Consider the following 18,067-nt stretch of genomic DNA (forward strand, 5'->3'; position numbering starts at 1 on the left):
GATGTTCTAAATTTTTTCCTACATTTGTCCCCAAATCATAATGGAGTACAAAAAAACATCATGCAAAACAATTTAGTTATAGTAGAGTCCCCGGCAAAAGCCAAAACAATTGAGAAATTCTTGGGAGCAGGCTACAAAGTTATGTCAAGTTACGGACATATACGCGACTTGAAGCAAAAGGCATTCAGTATCGACATCAACGATCACTTCAAACCGATTTATGTCATACCGGATGACAAGAAAAAAGTTGTGGCAGAACTGAAAAGCGAAGCAAAAAAAGCCGACATGGTATGGCTTGCATCCGATGAAGACCGCGAAGGGGAAGCCATATCATGGCATTTGTATGAGGTGTTGAAACTGAATCCGGAAAAGACCAGACGAATTGTATTCCATGAAATTACCAAATCCGCGATTCTGAAAGCAATCGAGCATCCCCGGAACATAGACATCAATCTCGTAAATGCCCAGCAGGCACGGCGCGTGCTCGACCGCATCGTGGGCTTCGAACTTTCGCCCGTGCTGTGGAGGAAAATAAAGCCGGCATTGTCGGCCGGACGCGTGCAGTCTGTAGCCGTCCGGCTCATCGTCGAGCGCGAACGGGAAATACACGCCTTTGTCAGCGAAGCATCCTATAAGGTGATCGCCGTTTTCCAGAATGCGGAAGGAGCGGAAATCCGCGCTACCCTGAACCAGCGCTTCAAGACAAAAGACGAAGCGCGCGCCTTTCTCGAAAAATGCAAGGAAGCGAAATTCTCGATCGAAGACATCGTGACAAGACCCGTAAAGAAATCGCCGGCTCCGCCTTTCACAACTTCTACGCTCCAGCAGGAGGCAGCCCGGAAACTGGGCTACACCGTGGCGCAGACCATGAGGCTGGCCCAGCGGCTGTATGAAAGCGGACTGATAACGTATATGCGTACCGACTCTGTCAACCTTTCGGAACTGGCATTGGGCACAAGCCGCGAAACCGTCATTTCGCTCATGGGCGAAAAATACGTGCACACGCGCCAGTACGCAACCAAGACCAAAGGGGCGCAGGAAGCGCACGAAGCCATCCGGCCGACCTATATGCAGAACGAAACAATCGACGGGACCAGCCAGGAGCAGCGTCTTTACGAACTCATATGGAAACGGACGCTGGCCTCGCAGATGGCGGATGCAGAACTTCTGAAGACAACGGCAACCATCAGTATATCCAACAACAATGACAAGTTTGTGGCTACGGGAGAAACCGTAGAATTCGACGGATTCCTGCGCGTATACAAAGAATCGTACGACGATGACAACGAACAGGAAGACGAAAGCCGTCTTCTGCCCGCCCTGAAGAAAGGACAGGAAGTAGCGCAGAAAGAAATTTCAGCGGTAGAAAGGTTCACGCAGCCGCCGGCACGGTACACAGAAGCCAGCCTTGTGCGCAAGCTGGAAGAGCTGGGCATCGGACGCCCCTCAACTTATGCCCCGACAATCTCCACAATCCAGCAGAGAGGCTATGTGGAAAAGGGAAGCAAAGAAGGAGTCAGACGTCCATACCAGGTATTGAGCCTTGTCAAGAACTCCATCCGCGAAACCAGCCAGACAGAAACTACCGGCAGCGAAAAGTCAAAGCTCATCCCAACCGATGTGGGATGCGTGGTCAATGACTTTCTGCTGCAGTATTTCCCGCAAATCATGGACTACAACTTTACAGCCAAGGTTGAAAAGGAATTCGACGAAGTGGCCGAAGGGGAAAAGCCATGGACAGACATGCTGGATACATTCTATACGAAGTTCCATCCTTATGTAGAAAATACCCTCGCTACAAAAAGCGAGCATAAAGTGGGCGAACGGATACTTGGAACCGATCCCGCCAGCGGGAAACAGGTGTCGGTCAAGATCGGGAAATTCGGACCCGTTGCACAGATAGGCACCTCGGAAGACGAAGAAAAGCCGAGATTCGCACAGCTGAACAAGGAGCACTCGCTCGAAACCATCACGCTGGAAGAAGCGCTCGACCTGTTCAAACTGCCCCGTTCGCTCGGAGAAATCGAAGGCAAAGAAGTGACGGTGGGAGTAGGAAGATTCGGACCCTACATCCGGTATGACAACAAATATGTATCCATCCCAAAAACGATGGATCCGATGGGCATCACACTGGAGGATGCACAGGAACTGCTGAAAGAGAAACAGGAAGCCGAAGCCAAACGGGTCATCAAGACGTTCGATGAAAATCCGGACCTGCAGATCTTGAACGGACGCTACGGCCCTTACATCTCTTACCAGAAAAAGAACTACAAGATTCCGGAAAACATCGATCCTGCTTACCTGAGCATCGAATCATGCTTCAAGGTGATCGAGCTTCAGAATCAGAAGGCGGAAAACAGGAAAGCCAAAAGCGCCAAAGCCAAAAAGAAATGAAAAGAATCTTTTTAATCGGCTATATGGGGTCGGGAAAAACCACGCTCGGAAAGGCTTATTCCCAAGCTTGCGGCCTGGAGTTCATCGACCTCGACTGGTACGTGGAAGGACGGATGCACAAGACAATCAACGAACTGTTTGCGGAAAAGGGGGAACAAGGCTTCCGCGAAATCGAACGGGCCATGCTGCATGAGGTCGGAGAGTTTGAAAACGTAGTTATCGCCTGCGGAGGAGGGACTCCATGCTTCTTCGACAACATGCCGTACATGAACAGCGTCGGAACAACCGTATTTCTGGACGTAAACCCGGAAGTCCTGTTCCGCCGGCTTAAAATCGCGAAAATGAAACGTCCGCTGCTGGCAGACAAGACAGACGACGAACTGACCGAAACGATAAATTCGGCACTCAGCCAACGTCTGCCCTATTACCTGCAGGCTAAATACCATTTCAATGCAGAACAGCTTGAAAGTCACCGGCAGATTGAAAGGTCTGTAAAACTTTTAGACCAGCTGCTTAACAACCAAACAATTTAAGATACAGTATAAATATAGACTATGTTGTGAAATGAGAAAATGGCGTATTGAAGATTCAGAAGAGCTCTACAACATCACGGGGTGGGGCGTTTCGTACTTTAGTATCAATGACAAAGGTCATGTAGTGGTAACACCAAGAAAAGACGGAGTAGCCGTCGACCTGAAGGAACTGGTCGATGAACTCCAGCTCCGGGATGTAACCGCCCCCATGCTGGTACGCTTCCCTGACATTCTTGACAACCGTATCGAAAAGATATCCAACTGCTTCAAACTGGCAGCGGAGGAATACGGCTACAATGCAGAAAACTTCATCATCTACCCCATCAAAGTAAACCAGATGCGGCCGGTAGTCGAAGAAATCATCAGCCACGGGAAAAAATTCAATCTGGGACTGGAGGCCGGCTCGAAGCCCGAACTGCACGCAGTGATTGCCATCAATACAGATTCTGACTCTCTCATCATCTGCAACGGATATAAGGACGAAAGCTACATCGAGCTGGCTCTGCTTGCACAGAAGATGGGGAAACGGATCTTTCTCGTTGTAGAAAAGCTGAACGAGCTGCGCCTGATCGCAAAAATGGCAAAGCAGCTGAACGTGCGGCCCAACATAGGCATCCGGATCAAGCTGGCATCCTCAGGCAGCGGAAAATGGGAAGAAAGCGGAGGAGATGCAAGCAAGTTCGGACTGACGTCAAGCGAACTGCTGGAAGCGCTTGACTTCATCGAAGAAAAGAAAATGCAGGACTGCCTGAAGCTGATTCATTTCCACATAGGCAGCCAGGTGACAAAGATACGGCGCATAAAGACTGCACTGCGAGAGGCTTCGCAGTTTTATGTGCAGCTATACCGCATGGGATTCCCCGTGGAGTTCGTAGACATCGGCGGAGGACTGGGAGTGGATTATGACGGGACACGCTCTTCGAACAGCGAAAGCAGCGTAAACTATTCGATTCAGGAATATGTGAACGACTCGATCTCCATCATGGTAGACGCAAGCAACAAAAACGGAATCCCGCACCCGAACATCATCACGGAAAGCGGACGCTCTCTGACTGCGCACCATTCTGTGCTGATATTCGAAGTACTGGAAACGGCTTCGCTCCCTTCGATGGATGAAGAGTTTGAAGTAAGCCCCGACGACCACGAACTGGTTCATGAACTGTATGAAATCTGGGACAACCTGAACCAAAGCCGGATGCTGGAAGCCTGGCACGATGCCCAGCAGATTCGGGAGGAAAGCCTCGACCTGTTCAGCCACGGCATCGTAGACCTGAAGACACGCGCCCAGATCGAACGGATGTACTGGTCGGTAACGCGGGAAATCAACCAGATCGCATCGGGACTGAAACATGCTCCCGACGAGTTCCGGAATCTCGACAAGCTGCTTGCCGACAAGTATTTCTGCAACTTCTCGCTGTTCCAGTCCCTGCCGGACTCATGGGCCATCGACCAGATATTTCCCATCATGCCGATACAGCGGCTCGACGAACGGCCGGACCGTACGGCGACACTGCAGGACATCACATGCGACTCTGACGGCAAAATCGCGAACTTCGTGTCCACACGCAACGTGTCGCACGACCTGCCGGTTCACTCGATCAAGGCCAAGGAATCATACTACATCGGAGTCTTCCTCGTAGGAGCCTATCAGGAAATTCTGGGCGACATGCACAACCTGTTCGGCGACACGAATGCAGTGCACGTCAGCGTGAACGAAAAAGGCTATACCATCGACCAGGTTATCGACGGCGAAACGGTGGCGGAAGTGCTCGATTACGTGCAGTATAACCCGAAGAAACTGGTACGCACGCTTGAAACCTGGGTCACCAAGTCGGTGAAAGAAGGCAAAATCTCGCTGGAAGAAGGAAAAGAGTTCCTTGCCAACTACCGCTCGGGACTGTATGGATATACCTATCTGGAATAACATAAAGGTGCATACAACGATGAAAGAAAAACTGACTGTCATAAAAGTAGGCGGAAAAATCGTCGAAGAGGCCGATACACTCAGCCAACTGCTGAATGACTTCTCCCTGCTTCCCGGACACAAGCTGCTGGTACACGGAGGCGGACGTTCCGCAACACAGATCGCAGCGCAGCTGGGAATTGAAAGCAAAATGGTCAACGGAAGGCGGATAACCGATGCCGAAACGCTGAAAGTGGTCACAATGGTGTACGGCGGACTGGTAAACAAAACCATCGTAGCCGGACTGCAGGCCAGAGGCGTGAATGCCATCGGACTGACAGGAGCGGATATGGATGTCATCCGTTCTGTCAAACGCCCGGTAAAGGACATTGACTACGGATATGCAGGCGACGTGAAGAAGGTGGATGGCGAAGCACTGGCCGGACTCATCCGGAAAAATGTGATACCGGTGATGGCTCCGCTCACACACGACGGCAAAGGACAGATTCTCAACACCAACGCCGACACCATTGCCGGAGAAACAGCCAAGGCGCTGGCAGGCTTTTTTGACGTAACGCTTGTGTACTGTTTCGAAAAAAGGGGCGTCCTCAGCGATGAAAGCGACGACAACAGCGTCATTCCCGTACTGACTCCCGACCTTTTCCGGCAATACGTAAAAGAAGGAATCATCAAAGAAGGAATGATACCCAAGCTTGAGAATGCCTTCGAAGCCATAAATGCCGGAGTAACAGAGGTTATAATCACTTCTGCAAAAGCAATCGGACAGAACGGCGGAACTACCGTCAAAAAATAATTCAAAAAAAACAACGGGTGAGTGTAACTTTTCTGCCACTCACCCGTCTTCATTATAGAAAGCAATGCATGAGATCAGTTTCCGAAACGATATATTGCCGCTGAAAGACAAAATCTTCAGGCTGGCATTACGCATCACGCTCGACAGAGCTGAGGCGGAAGACATTGTTCAGGACACATTGATCAGGGTATGGAACAAACGTGATGAATGGGCCAACGTAGATTCGGCTGAAGCGTATTGCCTGACAATCGCACGCAATCTGGCCATCGACCGAAGCCAGAAGATGGAAGCACGGAACGTTGAGCTGACATCCGAAACGCAGGAAATGCCCGATGCGCTGACTCCTGAGAAAGAACTTGAGCGCGATGAGCAGCTCCGGCTCGTGCACCGGCTGATAAACGGACTTCCCGAAAAGCAGCGGACAATCATCCAGCTCAGGGACATTGAAGGCAAAAGCTATAAGGAAATAGCCGATATACTGGAAATAAGCGAAGAGCAGGTAAAAGTGAACCTCTTCAGAGCCCGCCAGCATATCAAAAGTAAAATGACAGAAATAAACAATTATGGATTATAAGTACATTGAACAACTTCTGGAACGCTACTGGAACTGCGAAACTTCGGCTGAAGAAGAACAGATTCTGCGCATTTTCTTTCAACAGAAAGAAATACCGTTGCACCTGCGTACCTATCAGCCCCTGTTCTCCTACCAGAAAAAGGCTGAAGACGTGAAGTTGGGAGAGGACTTCGACCAGCGGATTCTGCAAGAGATTGAACGTCCGGTAGTCAAGGCACGCCATCTGACACTTTATACACGGTTCATGCCTCTGTTCAAGGCAGCCGCCATGCTGTGCCTGCTGCTCACACTGGGAGGGCTGGTAAAATATGCGGCCTACAGCGATTCGAACGAGATAGTCTACATCTATGACCAGTTTGACAACCGCTCGGACAACCCTCAGGTCGCTTACGAAGGCGATTCGCTGAAATCCATCATTCCCGGCACCGCCAGCAAACCGAAGGTGGAACGGGAGCACAAGCAATAGACGAACATTTTTCATTTGCTTTTATATAAACAGTTAGTGCTTATAAAAATTAATTAAAACACCAAACGAGGCTGTGAAGTTTCAATTCTCTCTATTTGATTTACTAACTCAAATAAAAAAAGGATTACCGCGTGAGCAGTAATCCTTTTTTATTTGGCGAATCTCATTTTCCGTGTGCGATAACAAAATAATGTTATTTAATAGGTAAAGTTTTGAAATAATTTGACTTTCAATTGCATATTTGAATAAAAGGCACTATTTTTGGCAGTGCATGAAAATATCATTAACTTAAAATCCATAAATTAAAAAAGAAAAAAAGGAAAAGATGGAACAAGTATTTAGTTATATCATTGGGCTGGGAGCTGCCGTAATGATGCCTATTTTGTTTACTATTCTGGGGGTATGTATTGGAATCAAATTCGGGAAAGCGCTGAAAAGCGGTCTTCTTGTTGGAGTCGGATTCGTCGGACTTTCTGTTGTTACGGCACTGCTTACAAGCAGTTTGGGGGAACCGTTGAAGAAAGTGACGGAAATTTACGGCTTGAGCCTTCAAATCTTTGACATGGGATGGCCGGCAGCAGCTTCGGTGGCATATAACACTTCGGTGGGAGCGTTCATCATTCCTGTCTGCCTGGGGATAAACATCCTGATGCTTCTGACAAAAACTACAAAAACAGTCAACATCGACCTTTGGAACTATTGGCATTTCGCCTTCATCGGAGCGGTGGTTTACTTCGCGTCCGACAACATCTGGTGGGGATTCTTTGCCGCTATCATCTGCTACATCATAACGCTGGTGATGGCCGACCTGACCTGCAAGCAATTCCAGTCATATTATGACAAGATGGACGGAATCTCCATTCCGCAGCCTTTCTGCCAGGGATTCGTGCCCTTTGCGCTGGTCATCAACAAGGTGCTGGACAAGATTCCGGGATTTGACAAGCTGAACATTGACGCGGAAGGCATGAAGCGCAAGTTCGGCATCATGGGCGACCCGCTCTTTCTGGGAGTGATTGTGGGCTGCGCCATCGGAGCACTGGCATGCAAAAACACAGACGAACTCGTTGACGGAATCCCTGCCATTCTGGGACTGGGCATCAAGATGGGAGCCGTTATGGAGCTGATTCCACGCATCACATCGCTGTTCATCGAAGGATTGCGTCCCATCTCAGACGCTACACGCGAACTTGTGGCCCGCAAATTCAAGAACAGCGCGAACCTGAACATCGGCATGAGTCCGGCACTGGTTATCGGACACCCGACCACACTGGTCGTATCGCTGCTCCTGATACCCGTTGCACTGTTCCTCTCTGTCGTGCTCCCGGGCAACCAGTTTCTTCCTTTGGCTTCTTTGGCCGGCATGTTCTATCTGTTCCCCGCCGTTCTGCCTATAACAAAAGGCAATGTGCTGAAAACATTCATCATCGGACTGGTAGGACTGGTAGTGGGACTGTACTTCGTGACAGACCTGGCTCCTTTCTTCACTCAGGCCGCCCAGGATGTGTTTGTAAGAACAGGCGACGCTGCCGTACAGATTCCTGACGGATTCCACGGCGGTGCCCTCGACTTCGCCTCAAGCCTCTTCTCATGGCTTATCTTCCATGCGGTATACAGCTTCAAATGGGTAGGTTCAGCCGTCCTCGTCATCCTTGCGCTCGGCATGGCAATCTACAACCGCACCCGTATCATCAAAGAAGCAAAGCATCTTGACAACGAATGAAAACTAACCAACAATAACAATAAAAAGCTTATGAAAAAATTTGCAATCGCAATGATGCTGGGCGTAGCCGCTCTTGCAGCAAACGCTCAAGTTAATGTACGCATGCAGACCGCATGTCATCCGCTTGATGTAAAAACGTATGATACTCAAAGACTGCGCAGCAGCTTCCTGATGGAAAAAGTGATGGTTGCCGACCAGATCAACCTGACTTATTCCATGTACGACCGCTTCATCTTCGGAGGAGCTGTTCCGGCAACAAAAGAGCTGTCGCTCGATACATTCGACGCACTGAAAGCTCCTTATTTCTTATATAACCGCGAGCTGGGCGTAATCAACGTCGGCGGCGAAGGCATCGTTACCGTAGACGGCAAAGAATACCAGCTGGGATTCAAGGAAGCCCTGTATGTAGGACGCGGCAACCAGAAGGTTACCTTCAAGAGCAAGGACGCCAGCAAGCCTGCAAAATTCTACATCAACTCTGCACTTGCGCATAAAGCCTACAAGACTCAGCTGATCACCATCGACGGACGCAAAGGCTCGCTGAAGGCCAACTCTTTCCCTGCAGGAAAAATGGAAGAAAGCAACGACCGCGTAATCAACCAGCTGATTGTAAACAACGTGCTTGAAGAAGGCCCGTGCCAACTGCAAATGGGACTGACCGAACTGAAGCCGGGAAGCGTATGGAACACCATGCCGGCTCACACTCACAGCCGCCGCATCGAAGCATACTTCTACTTCAACGTGCCCGCAGGAAACATGATCTGCCACCTGATGGGACAGCCCCAGGAAGAACGCCTGGTATGGATGGCCAACGAACAGGCTATCATGTCGCCGGAATGGTCAATCCACGCAGCAGCCGGAACAAGCAACTACATGTTTATCTGGGGTATGGCCGGAGAGAATCTGGACTACAATGACATGGACAAGATTCCTTACACAGAAATGAAATAATGCAGCCATGCAGGTAACGGAAGGATACTTGCATAAACAAAAAGAGAATCTTTGAGGAGAATCTTCAGAGATTCTCTTTTTTGAATGCCCCATCCAAACCTGCATGTCCGGACAACCTTTGCCGACCAGACGCAATCTGGAACAGAAGAATACACAACCAATATCTTTTATCATGAATGCACTCGAAAGAACAGACGGGAAAAAGACGAACTACAGATGGATAATCTGTTTCATGCTCTTTTTCGCAACAACAGTCAATTACCTTGACAGACAAGTACTTTCTCTCACCTGGAAAGACTTTATCGCACCCGAATTTCACTGGACTGACACAAACTACGGAACAATAGCGGCCGTATTTTCCTTGGTCTATGCCATCGCCAACCTCTTTGCCGGACGTTTCATCGACTGGCTGGGAAGCCGGAAAGGATATTTATGGGCCATCGCCATCTGGTCTGTGGGCGCATGCCTGCACGCCCTGTGCGGATGGGCTACCGAAATGTCACTCGGCATAAGCGACGTGACAGGCATGATCGCCGCTTCGGGAGGGATCGCATCGACCATAGCAATCACCAGCGTGTATTATTTCATAGCAGCACGCATCATACTGGCCATAGGAGAAGCGGGCAACTTTCCGTCTGCGGTCAAGGTTACGGCAGAATACTTTCCAAAGAAAGACCGGGCGTTCCCGACAGCAATATTCAATGCAGGAGCCGTGGTGGGAGCCTTGATAGCTCCTGTCAGCATCCCCACGCTGGCCAGCTACTTCCAGGGAATCGGTGTCGGCAACGGCTGGGAAATGGCATTCGTCATAATCGGAGGACTGGGATTTATCTGGATGGGGCTTTGGGTGTTCGTATACAAGAAGCCCGAAAACAATCCGCACGTGAATGCTGCCGAACTGGCATACATACAGCAGGACAAAGACAGCGAACCGGCACAAGAATCGCCGCAGACCGGCGAAAACGGACCGAAACTGTCGCTATGGAAATGCTTCACCTACCGGCAGACATGGGCTATCACCCTGGGAAAATTCATGACCGACGGCGTATGGTGGTTCTTCCTCTTCTGGACTCCCGCCTACATTTCCGACGTATACGGCTACTCGTCGGACAGCAGCATGGCACAAATGCTCATATTTGTACTCTACGCCATCACCATGCTTTCAATCTTCGGAGGGAAGCTTCCGAGCATCATCATCAACAGGACGGGGAAAAACCCGTATGCGGCACGTATGCAGGCCATGCTGATTTTTGCAGTGTTCCCGGTGCTCGCACTCTTTGCACAGCCCCTCGGAAGCATCTCCTGCTGGTTCCCGATCATCATCATCGGCATAGCCGGAGCTGCACACCAGTCATGGTCGGCCAACCTCTATTCGGTGGGAAGCGACATGTTCCCTAAAAATGCCATGGCCACCATTACCGGAATCAACGGCATGGCGGGCGGAGTCAGTTCGTTTCTCATCAACATGGGATCGGGGATGCTGTTTGACTATGCGGCAAAGACGCATCTGACATTCATGGGATTTGAAGGCAAAGAGGCAGGCTACTTCATCATTTTCTGCATCTGCGCCGTAGCCTATCTGCTGGCGTGGTGCGTAATGAAAGCGTTTGTACCGAAATACAAGCTGGTCAAGCTGTAAGGCTACGTTCCTAAAAGCTCACCGACAAACAGCAAAGTGAGGCCGCTCATGAAAGGACTGCAATCTTTTCAAGGCGGCCCCACTCTTTTCATCTATAAGTGCGCGAAAGAATAAGCCGCGAAGCACTGCGCCAAAGCCGGAAATCCCTGACAAAGAAGTCTGATACCGGCAAAAAACTTTATTCCACACTTCGGTTTCTATATTCTACACCGTGGTTTGCACATTCCACAGTGTCGTTTCTACATTCCACGATGTGGAATACAGTTTCTGACGAATTCTTCCGGCATTCTTAAGACATCCGGACACATTCATTCAGACACCGCACCGACAAGCTGATGCCTCTCTGCAAAGAAATGCACTCCCGCTATCTCCGGCGGAAAGCATGAAACAAAGAAAAAAGCAGCAACAGGATGCCGAGCTGATAGTGCCACAATCCAGCAGCAGAATCCGGTCCGTCGACACAGCATAAAAGTACGACGCCCGTAACCGTCACCGCCGGAAAAACAGCCGACAAGACAAGAGTTGCCCACTCTTTTTTAGCGATGCCCCGTAAAACAAGCTTTTTATACCAGTCCCCGTGCCGCCTGAGATGAATCCCCGCAGACAAAAGCCAAAGAAGGCTGGCCAGCACATGCGCCACTCCCCAATTGTGCCACAACTCATGCCCGGCTCCATGTCCGGCAACATGCAGCCCGATACCGGTTACGGCTGATGCCAGAAAAGCCAATGGCTGCAACCGCTCCATACGGAACAACACGCTCCTGCTCTCCCGACGGACAGGATCCGCTTCATCCGGCCTGAAAAACACACCGTTAGGACAGGTCTTCACACATTTGCCGCAACCGATACAGCCATCCGCATTTTCAAATGCCACATGCCTGTGCCATAAAAAGTCGGCCTTGCCGATCACATTCCGCGGACATTGATCCACACACTTCCAGCATGCCACACAGCGGCATGGATCCATCGCGACATACTTTGTTTCCGTTCTTTTCATCTCACCCTCCTTTTTTTGCTGCAAAATTAGGCAGACCAGCGCAAAAGGAAGATAGACAGAGCGAGGAAGCACTTGGACTATTCAAGGTTCTTTTGCCTGAAGAGGCTTGGAGGCAGGCCGGTTGTCCATGTGAACAGGCGGGAAAAATAGGCACAGTCTTCGATGCCGAGGCGGTTGGATATCTCCTTGACAGAAAGGCCGGTGTAGACAAGCATCCGTTTGGCCTGCAATACCATTTCATTGCGGATATATGAGCTGGCACTCATCCCCGTGACTTCTTTCACCACCTCATTCAGATATACAGGCGAAATGTTCAGCATCGAGGCATAATACGAGGGATAGCGGTTTGCGGCAAGGTGTCCGGCAAGCAGGCTGCGGAACGACAAGACGATTTCAACATGCCTGCGGCTATGCCTCGCCCGATTCAAACCGGCCTCCTGCACGGCTTCTGCCACAATGCCGATAAAAGTTTCCGCCAGCCGCCTTGCCGTTGCTTTGGCCTGCTCACCCGTGATGCAGTCCACTCTGCCCGCAAGGATGCCTGCAAGCTGTTTCAGTTCGCCCATCCGCCTCTCGTCGATCTTCACCGCCGGAGCGAACAGAAGGAAATTGTCGAAGATATTCTTTTCCTCGCTTCCGACAAAGCTGCTGTCAGCAAAAAGCATCCATCCTTCTGCATCTTCCGAACCGATGAAACGGTGCACTTGCCCCGGCTGTATGAGAAACACTTCGCCTTGGGCAAAGCTGCATTCCTTGAAATCTATGATGCCGCGCCCCGTCCCTTTTTCCACCAGACCGACAATATAATAGTCGTCCTGATGGGCATAAGCCACAGGTCCGCTGCCGGTCTGCGGAGGAGCGATTCTGCGAAGACGCACTCCAAAATCCGAAAGCATAAAAGCTTTGTGCTGTGGAAGCTGTTGCGGCATATTCTTTTGCATTTCGATTCTTGCCTTCAATACCCGAAGAGGCGGGAATACGGGTCTTGCAGACCGGCCTATTTCTTCAGTTCCGGATATTGGATGCGCGTATGATACATTGTCTTCAGCTTTTCCTTGAACACCGTCTTCACCGTTTCAATATCCCTGAACGTTATCGGGCAGTCCTTGAAGTAGCCCTCCTGCACCTGGGCATCTACAATTTTGTCGACCAGCGAGGATATGCTGTCTTCGGTGTACGAAGGCAGGCTTCTTGAAGCCGCTTCCACCGAATCAGCCATCATCAATATGGCCTGCTCCTTGGTAAAGGGATTCGGTCCGGGATAGCGGAACACCGACATGTCCACATCCTCATCCGGATGTTCGTTCTTATAAGAAATGTAGAAATATTTCGTCAGCCCTTTCCCGTGGTGCGTCCGTATGAAATCCTTTATCACCTGAGGCAGATTGTTCTTGTCTGCCAGCTTCATGCCGTCTGTCACATGGTTAATCACGATCTGCGCGCTCTGCTTGTAGCTCAGCTGGTCGTGGGGGTTCACTCCCGACTGGTTTTCCGTAAAGAAGACGGGGTTCAGCATTTTCCCGATGTCATGATACATGGCTCCCGTACGCACCAGCTGGCTGTCGGCTCCGATACGGTTAGCTGCCGCTGCCGTGAGATTGGCCAACTGCAACGAATGCTGGAAAGTTCCGGGAGCAACCTCCGACATCTCCCTCATCAGCTTGTTGTTTATGTTTGAAAGCTCTACCAACGTTACATTCGAAGTGAATCCGAAAAGTTTCTCCAGGATGAACAGCAGCGGGTAGGTGAACAGCAGCAGCGCGCCGTTGAGCAAGAAATTGACATACATGCGCGTGTTCAGCTGCTCCCATTCGCTGACATGGATCAGATCAAGAGCCAGATACATCACCGCATACGAAAAGGCAACCAGAACCGCACTGCGCAGCAGCTGGGAACGCTGCGAAAGCTCGCGCAGGCTGTATATTCCCACCATGCCGGCCAGCGTCTGCAACAAGATAAACTCATGGGGCGAGCGCAGGCAGACAGAGCATAAAAGAACCGTAATCACATGCGCCATAAACGCCGTCCTCGAATCCAGAAATATACGGATAATCATCGGAATCATGGCAAACGGAACGACATAGATGCTCAGCAACGACTGTTCCATCATCAAGGAAGTGATGACCGGAAAAACCGTAATGATGATGAACAGCAGTGCAAGACACCGGTGCTTGCTGTAATAATCGTGGCGGAACAGTTCCAGGTATGTCATGAAGCATCCCACAAGTATGGCGACAAACAGCAGCTGCCCCAGCAGCGTCAGCCGCTTTTCTGTGACGGTTTCGCTTCTTTTGTCCCACTCTTTTTCAAGCGACTTAAGGATGTTGTAAGTGTTTTCATCCACAATCTCGCCGCGGTCAATGATTTTCTGGCCGTTCATGACGAATCCGTTTGCCCACGAAAGCTCGCGGAACAGCTCCTGCTTCGCCGTTTCAGACCGTTCGGCGTCATACGTGAGATTGGGCGTGATATAATCGTTCAGATTGCATTTCTGCAAAAGCGATTTCCGGTAACGCACCGTATCTGCCCCGATCAGCTTTTCATAAGCCTGCTTGAAAGTAAACACGTCCGACACCGCCTCCTGCTTCGACATGTTTCGGTCTATCACCTGTATCTTTGCAACCGAATCCCTGTCCAGCAGCGCCAGGTCGTTCGAAGCGATGACCCCCGCCGAATAAATGTTCTTCAGCGCATTTTCAATATGCCGCTCATAAGCCGGATGGGGAATGATCGTCTTCAGATTCTCGGCATAATCCTTTCTGAACTTGGCAATCATCGACTCGCCAACGCTCTTGTCCAGCTGGAAATAAGGGACATACCGCTTCATGATACTGTCCTGCTCCTTCTGCATCTCAGTATCAGGCTTATATATCGGGAAATCGAACGACGCCTGAAGCAAGCCATACTTCCATGGCTTGTTGATGTCAAATTGATAATTGAATTTGCCTTCACGCGGCAAAAAGTAAACGATAACCGACAATGTGACAGCAAATATGACACATTTATAAAGAAACTCCCGGTAAGAGAAGTTTTTTTCTGACGATAAAGTTTTCATCGGCAAGGATATTTTACCGCAAAATAAGGAAAAAAACGGGAAATTTAGATTATTTTTGCGATGTATTTTTAGAAAAGTCCATTATGTCAGAAAGAAGAGTAAGAGTCCGTTTTGCGCCCAGTCCGACTGGCGCACTGCACATCGGCGGTGTACGCACCGCTCTGTATAACTATTTGTTTGCAAGACAACATGGCGGAGATCTGGTTTTCCGCATAGAAGATACCGATTCAAACCGCTTCGTTCCGGGAGCGGAAGAATATATACTGGAATCATTCAAATGGCTGGGAATCGAATTTGACGAAGGCGTCAGCTTTGGAGGAAACTGCGGCCCTTACCGTCAGTCGGAACGACGCGAGATCTACAAGAAATATGTGAAGGTCTTGCTCGACAACGGAAAAGCCTACATTGCTTTCGACACGCCGGAAGAGCTGGAAGCCAAACGGAAGGAAATCCCGAACTTCCAGTACGACGCTTCTACGCGCAACGCCATGCGCAACTCGCTCACGCTGCCAGAAGATGAAGTGAACCGGCTGATAGCCGAAGGCAAACAATACGTCGTGCGCTTCAAGATCGAACCGGACGAAGAAGTTCATGTAAACGACATCATCCGCGGCGACGTGGTCATCAATTCGTCAATCCTGGACGACAAGGTGCTCTACAAATCAGCCGACGAACTGCCGACCTATCATCTGGCAAATATCGTAGACGACCACCTGATGGAGATTTCACACGTCATACGCGGAGAAGAATGGCTTCCGTCGGCACCGCTGCACGTATTGCTATACCGTGCTTTCGGATGGGAAGACACGATGCCCCGGTTCGCCCATCTTCCGCTGCTGCTGAAGCCCGAAGGAAACGGGAAACTGAGCAAGCGCGACGGCGACCGGCTGGGATTCCCGGTATTCCCGCTCGAATGGCACGACCCGAAAACCGGAGAGGTTTCTTCAGGATACCGCGAATCGGGCTACCTGCCGGAAGCTGTCATCAACTTCCTCGCACTTCTGGGATGGAATCCGGGAAACGACCAGGAAATCATGTCGATGGACGAGCTGGTGAAACAATTCGACCTGCACCGGTGCAGCAAGGCCGGAGCGCGCTTCGACTATGAAAAGGCCAAATGGTTCAACCACGAATATATCCTGATGAAAAGCAACGAGGAAGTTGCATCCATGTTCGCACCTGTTCTCGAAGAACACGGCATTCATGCGCCGATGGACAAGGTGGTGACAGTTGTAGGACTGATGAAAGGACGGGTAAGCTTCATCAACGAGCTTTGGGACACATGCAAGTTCTTTTTCGTAGCACCTGCAGCCTACGATGAAAAGACAGTAAAGAAACGCTGGAAAGAGGATTCTGCCGAAAGAATGACCGAACTGGCAGACCTGCTCGAATCACTTGACGATTTCTCGCTGGCCCATCAGGAAGAAGTGGTCATGAAATGGATTGAAGACAAAGGCTACCACCTGGGAAATATCATGAACGCTTTCCGGCTAACGCTGGTAGGAGAAGGAAAAGGACCGCACATGTTTGACATCTCAGCAGTACTGGGCAAAGAAGAAACGATACAGCGCATGCGCCGTGCCATTGAGGTGCTCAAATAATCCGGACGACATGATTTATAATTTAGCTATACACATATATGCAGGTGCAGTCAGAATGGCTGCACCCTTCAACAAAAAAGTTTCCTTGATGCAAAAAGGAGAAAAGGAAGCTTTCGCCATTCTGGAAAGAAATATCATAAAGGGGGAAAAGTATCTTTGGTTTCATGCGGCCTCGCTGGGAGAATTCGAGCAGGGACGGCCGCTGATAGAAGAAATCAAGCGGAACTACCCGCAATATAAGGTTCTTCAGACTTTCTTCTCTCCATCAGGCTACGAAGTGAGAAAGAACTACAAAGGGGCCGACATCACCTGCTACCTCCCTCTTGACACGCCTCACAATGCCAGACGGTTCATCGAACTGGCACAGCCTTATATGGTTTTTTTCATAAAGTATGAGTTCTGGACTAATTATCTGAACGAGCTTCACCGCCGGCACATTCCAACATACAGCGTTTCTTCTATCTTCCGCGAAGATCAGATATTCTTCAAATGGTATGGCAGAAAATACAGCAAAGTGCTGCATACATTCACCCACCTGTTTGTCCAGAACCGGATATCGGTAGAACTGCTCAAAAAAATCGGCGTGAACAATACAACCATCGTTGGCGACACTCGTTTCGACCGCGTAATCGAAATCTATAAACGGGCAAAAGAATTGCCTTTGGTCGAAAAATTCAAGAGCGATGCTTTCACGCTGATTGCCGGAAGCTCATGGGAACCGGACGAAAACATCTTCATACCCTATTTCAACTCGCATCCTGAACTAAAGCTCATCATCGCACCTCATGTGATAGACGAGAGCCACTTGAAGTCAATCACAGAAAAAATAACACGCAAAGTTGTCAGATACACGCAGGCCGATGAAAAAACAATCGCCGAAGCAGACTGCCTCATAATCGATTGTTTCGGACTGCTTTCTTCCATCTACCGGTACGGAGAAATCGCCTATATCGGAGGAGGATTCGGCGTTGGCATACACAATGTGCTGGAGGCGGCTGTATATGGCATGCCCGTTGTTTTCGGCCCCAACAACAGAAAATTCAGGGAAGCCCTGGGACTTTTAGCTTGTGAAGGGGGATTTGAAATCCACGACAAGGAAGATTTCAAGGAGCTTGCAGACAGACTGATAACGAACAAGGAGTTTCTCAAAGAAACCGGAAAATCAGCCTACACCTACGTGCGCGAAAATGCAGGCGCACTGAAAAAGATAATGGAAAAGATCAGTGAGAAATTGCAATAAGACCAGACGCGATATTTTTTCAACAAAAGTCGGCCGGAACTTTCAATAGCTATCCAGCCGACTTTTCTGTTATATCAACTGTTCAAACAGCCGGCTTTAAATAATAACTCTCAAAATAAAAAAATCTAATAATAAGGATGTAGGCTGAGGAATCCCTCAGGCTTTTACGTTGATCCCGGA

General features: G+C 49.8%; 14 protein-coding genes. 11 read left to right on the plus strand and 3 right to left on the minus strand.

Translation table 11 applies throughout. The features are described from left to right. Positions 1-60: 60 nt before the first annotated feature. The 9 genes from topA to NW212_RS12305 all read left to right on the plus strand — a co-directional run bounded on the left by topA (position 61) and on the right by NW212_RS12305 (position 10,994). On the plus strand, positions 61-2,394 hold the full coding sequence (gene topA / locus NW212_RS12265; protein WP_258338928.1) for a type I DNA topoisomerase: 2,334 nt from the start codon (positions 61-63) through the stop codon (positions 2,392-2,394). Then, positions 2,391-2,927 (plus strand): shikimate kinase, encoded by a 537-nt coding sequence (locus tag NW212_RS12270; protein WP_258338929.1) that lies wholly within the window; start codon positions 2,391-2,393, stop codon positions 2,925-2,927. The genes topA and NW212_RS12270 overlap by 4 nt, the downstream gene beginning before the upstream one ends. A gap of 31 nt (positions 2,928-2,958) precedes the next feature. Beyond that, complete coding sequence (speA, locus tag NW212_RS12275; protein ID WP_258338930.1) at positions 2,959-4,851, plus strand: biosynthetic arginine decarboxylase; 1,893 nt, start codon at positions 2,959-2,961, stop codon at positions 4,849-4,851. 19 nt (positions 4,852-4,870) lie between these two features. Beyond that, entirely contained in the window at positions 4,871-5,644 is a 774-nt protein-coding gene (gene argB, locus NW212_RS12280) for an acetylglutamate kinase (protein WP_258338941.1), read from the plus strand. Between the two features lie 64 nt (positions 5,645-5,708). Then, entirely contained in the window at positions 5,709-6,218 is a 510-nt protein-coding gene (locus tag NW212_RS12285; RefSeq protein WP_258338931.1) for an RNA polymerase sigma factor, read from the plus strand. Beyond that, a complete protein-coding gene (locus tag NW212_RS12290) occupies positions 6,208-6,684 on the plus strand; it encodes a hypothetical protein (RefSeq protein WP_258338932.1) in 477 nt (158 codons plus the stop codon). The genes NW212_RS12285 and NW212_RS12290 overlap by 11 nt, the downstream gene beginning before the upstream one ends. A 325-nt stretch (positions 6,685-7,009) precedes the next feature. Continuing rightward, a complete protein-coding gene (locus NW212_RS12295) occupies positions 7,010-8,404 on the plus strand; it encodes a PTS galactitol transporter subunit IIC (RefSeq protein WP_258338933.1) in 1,395 nt (464 codons plus the stop codon). 30 nt (positions 8,405-8,434) lie between these two features. After that, entirely contained in the window at positions 8,435-9,355 is a 921-nt protein-coding gene (gene kduI, locus NW212_RS12300) for a 5-dehydro-4-deoxy-D-glucuronate isomerase (RefSeq protein WP_258338934.1), read from the plus strand. 172 nt (positions 9,356-9,527) lie between these two features. After that, a complete protein-coding gene (locus NW212_RS12305; RefSeq protein WP_258338935.1) occupies positions 9,528-10,994 on the plus strand; it encodes an MFS transporter in 1,467 nt (488 codons plus the stop codon). Positions 10,995-11,358: 364 nt separating this feature from the next. Here the strand turns inward: NW212_RS12305 and NW212_RS12310 are convergent, their stop codons facing one another. The 3 genes from NW212_RS12310 to NW212_RS12320 all read right to left on the minus strand — a co-directional run bounded on the left by NW212_RS12310 (position 11,359) and on the right by NW212_RS12320 (position 15,046). Continuing rightward, positions 11,359-11,991: a DUF362 domain-containing protein gene (locus tag NW212_RS12310; RefSeq protein WP_258338936.1), complete on the minus strand. Its 633-nt coding sequence runs from the start codon at positions 11,989-11,991 to the stop codon at positions 11,359-11,361. Positions 11,992-12,068: 77 nt separating this feature from the next. Further along, on the minus strand, positions 12,069-12,887 hold the full coding sequence (locus tag NW212_RS12315) for an AraC family transcriptional regulator (protein WP_258338937.1): 819 nt from the start codon (positions 12,885-12,887) through the stop codon (positions 12,069-12,071). 101 nt (positions 12,888-12,988) lie between these two features. Continuing rightward, positions 12,989-15,046 (minus strand): HD family phosphohydrolase, encoded by a 2,058-nt coding sequence (locus NW212_RS12320; protein ID WP_258338938.1) that lies wholly within the window; start codon positions 15,044-15,046, stop codon positions 12,989-12,991. Between the two features lie 83 nt (positions 15,047-15,129). Here NW212_RS12320 and gltX point away from each other — a divergent pair, with 83 nt between their 5' ends. Then, a complete protein-coding gene (gene gltX, locus NW212_RS12325; RefSeq protein WP_258338939.1) occupies positions 15,130-16,647 on the plus strand; it encodes a glutamate--tRNA ligase in 1,518 nt (505 codons plus the stop codon). A gap of 10 nt (positions 16,648-16,657) precedes the next feature. Then, on the plus strand, positions 16,658-17,887 hold the full coding sequence (locus NW212_RS12330) for a 3-deoxy-D-manno-octulosonic acid transferase (RefSeq protein ID WP_258338940.1): 1,230 nt from the start codon (positions 16,658-16,660) through the stop codon (positions 17,885-17,887). Positions 17,888-18,067: the final 180 nt, after the last annotated feature.

It is taken from the genome of Bacteroides sp. ET225 (assembly GCF_024733745.1).
GTDB classification, from domain to species: Bacteria; Bacteroidota; Bacteroidia; order Bacteroidales; family Bacteroidaceae; genus Phocaeicola; species Phocaeicola excrementipullorum.

Coding starts and splice junctions, on each gene's coding strand:
- gltX (WP_258338939.1), top strand. CDS start 15,130: ATGTCAGAAAGAAGAGTAAGAGTCCGTTTTGCGCCCAGTCCGACTGGC.
- argB (WP_258338941.1), top strand. CDS start 4,871: ATGAAAGAAAAACTGACTGTCATAAAAGTAGGCGGAAAAATCGTCGAA.
- speA (WP_258338930.1), top strand. CDS start 2,959: ATGAGAAAATGGCGTATTGAAGATTCAGAAGAGCTCTACAACATCACG.
- kduI (WP_258338934.1), top strand. CDS start 8,435: ATGAAAAAATTTGCAATCGCAATGATGCTGGGCGTAGCCGCTCTTGCA.
- NW212_RS12270 (WP_258338929.1), top strand. CDS start 2,391: ATGAAAAGAATCTTTTTAATCGGCTATATGGGGTCGGGAAAAACCACG.
- NW212_RS12285 (WP_258338931.1), top strand. CDS start 5,709: ATGCATGAGATCAGTTTCCGAAACGATATATTGCCGCTGAAAGACAAA.
- NW212_RS12305 (WP_258338935.1), top strand. CDS start 9,528: ATGAATGCACTCGAAAGAACAGACGGGAAAAAGACGAACTACAGATGG.
- NW212_RS12310 (WP_258338936.1), bottom strand. CDS start 11,991: ATGAAAAGAACGGAAACAAAGTATGTCGCGATGGATCCATGCCGCTGT.
- NW212_RS12330 (WP_258338940.1), top strand. CDS start 16,658: ATGATTTATAATTTAGCTATACACATATATGCAGGTGCAGTCAGAATG.
- topA (WP_258338928.1), top strand. CDS start 61: ATGCAAAACAATTTAGTTATAGTAGAGTCCCCGGCAAAAGCCAAAACA.
- NW212_RS12290 (WP_258338932.1), top strand. CDS start 6,208: ATGGATTATAAGTACATTGAACAACTTCTGGAACGCTACTGGAACTGC.
- NW212_RS12315 (WP_258338937.1), bottom strand. CDS start 12,887: ATGCTTTCGGATTTTGGAGTGCGTCTTCGCAGAATCGCTCCTCCGCAG.
- NW212_RS12320 (WP_258338938.1), bottom strand. CDS start 15,046: ATGAAAACTTTATCGTCAGAAAAAAACTTCTCTTACCGGGAGTTTCTT.
- NW212_RS12295 (WP_258338933.1), top strand. CDS start 7,010: ATGGAACAAGTATTTAGTTATATCATTGGGCTGGGAGCTGCCGTAATG.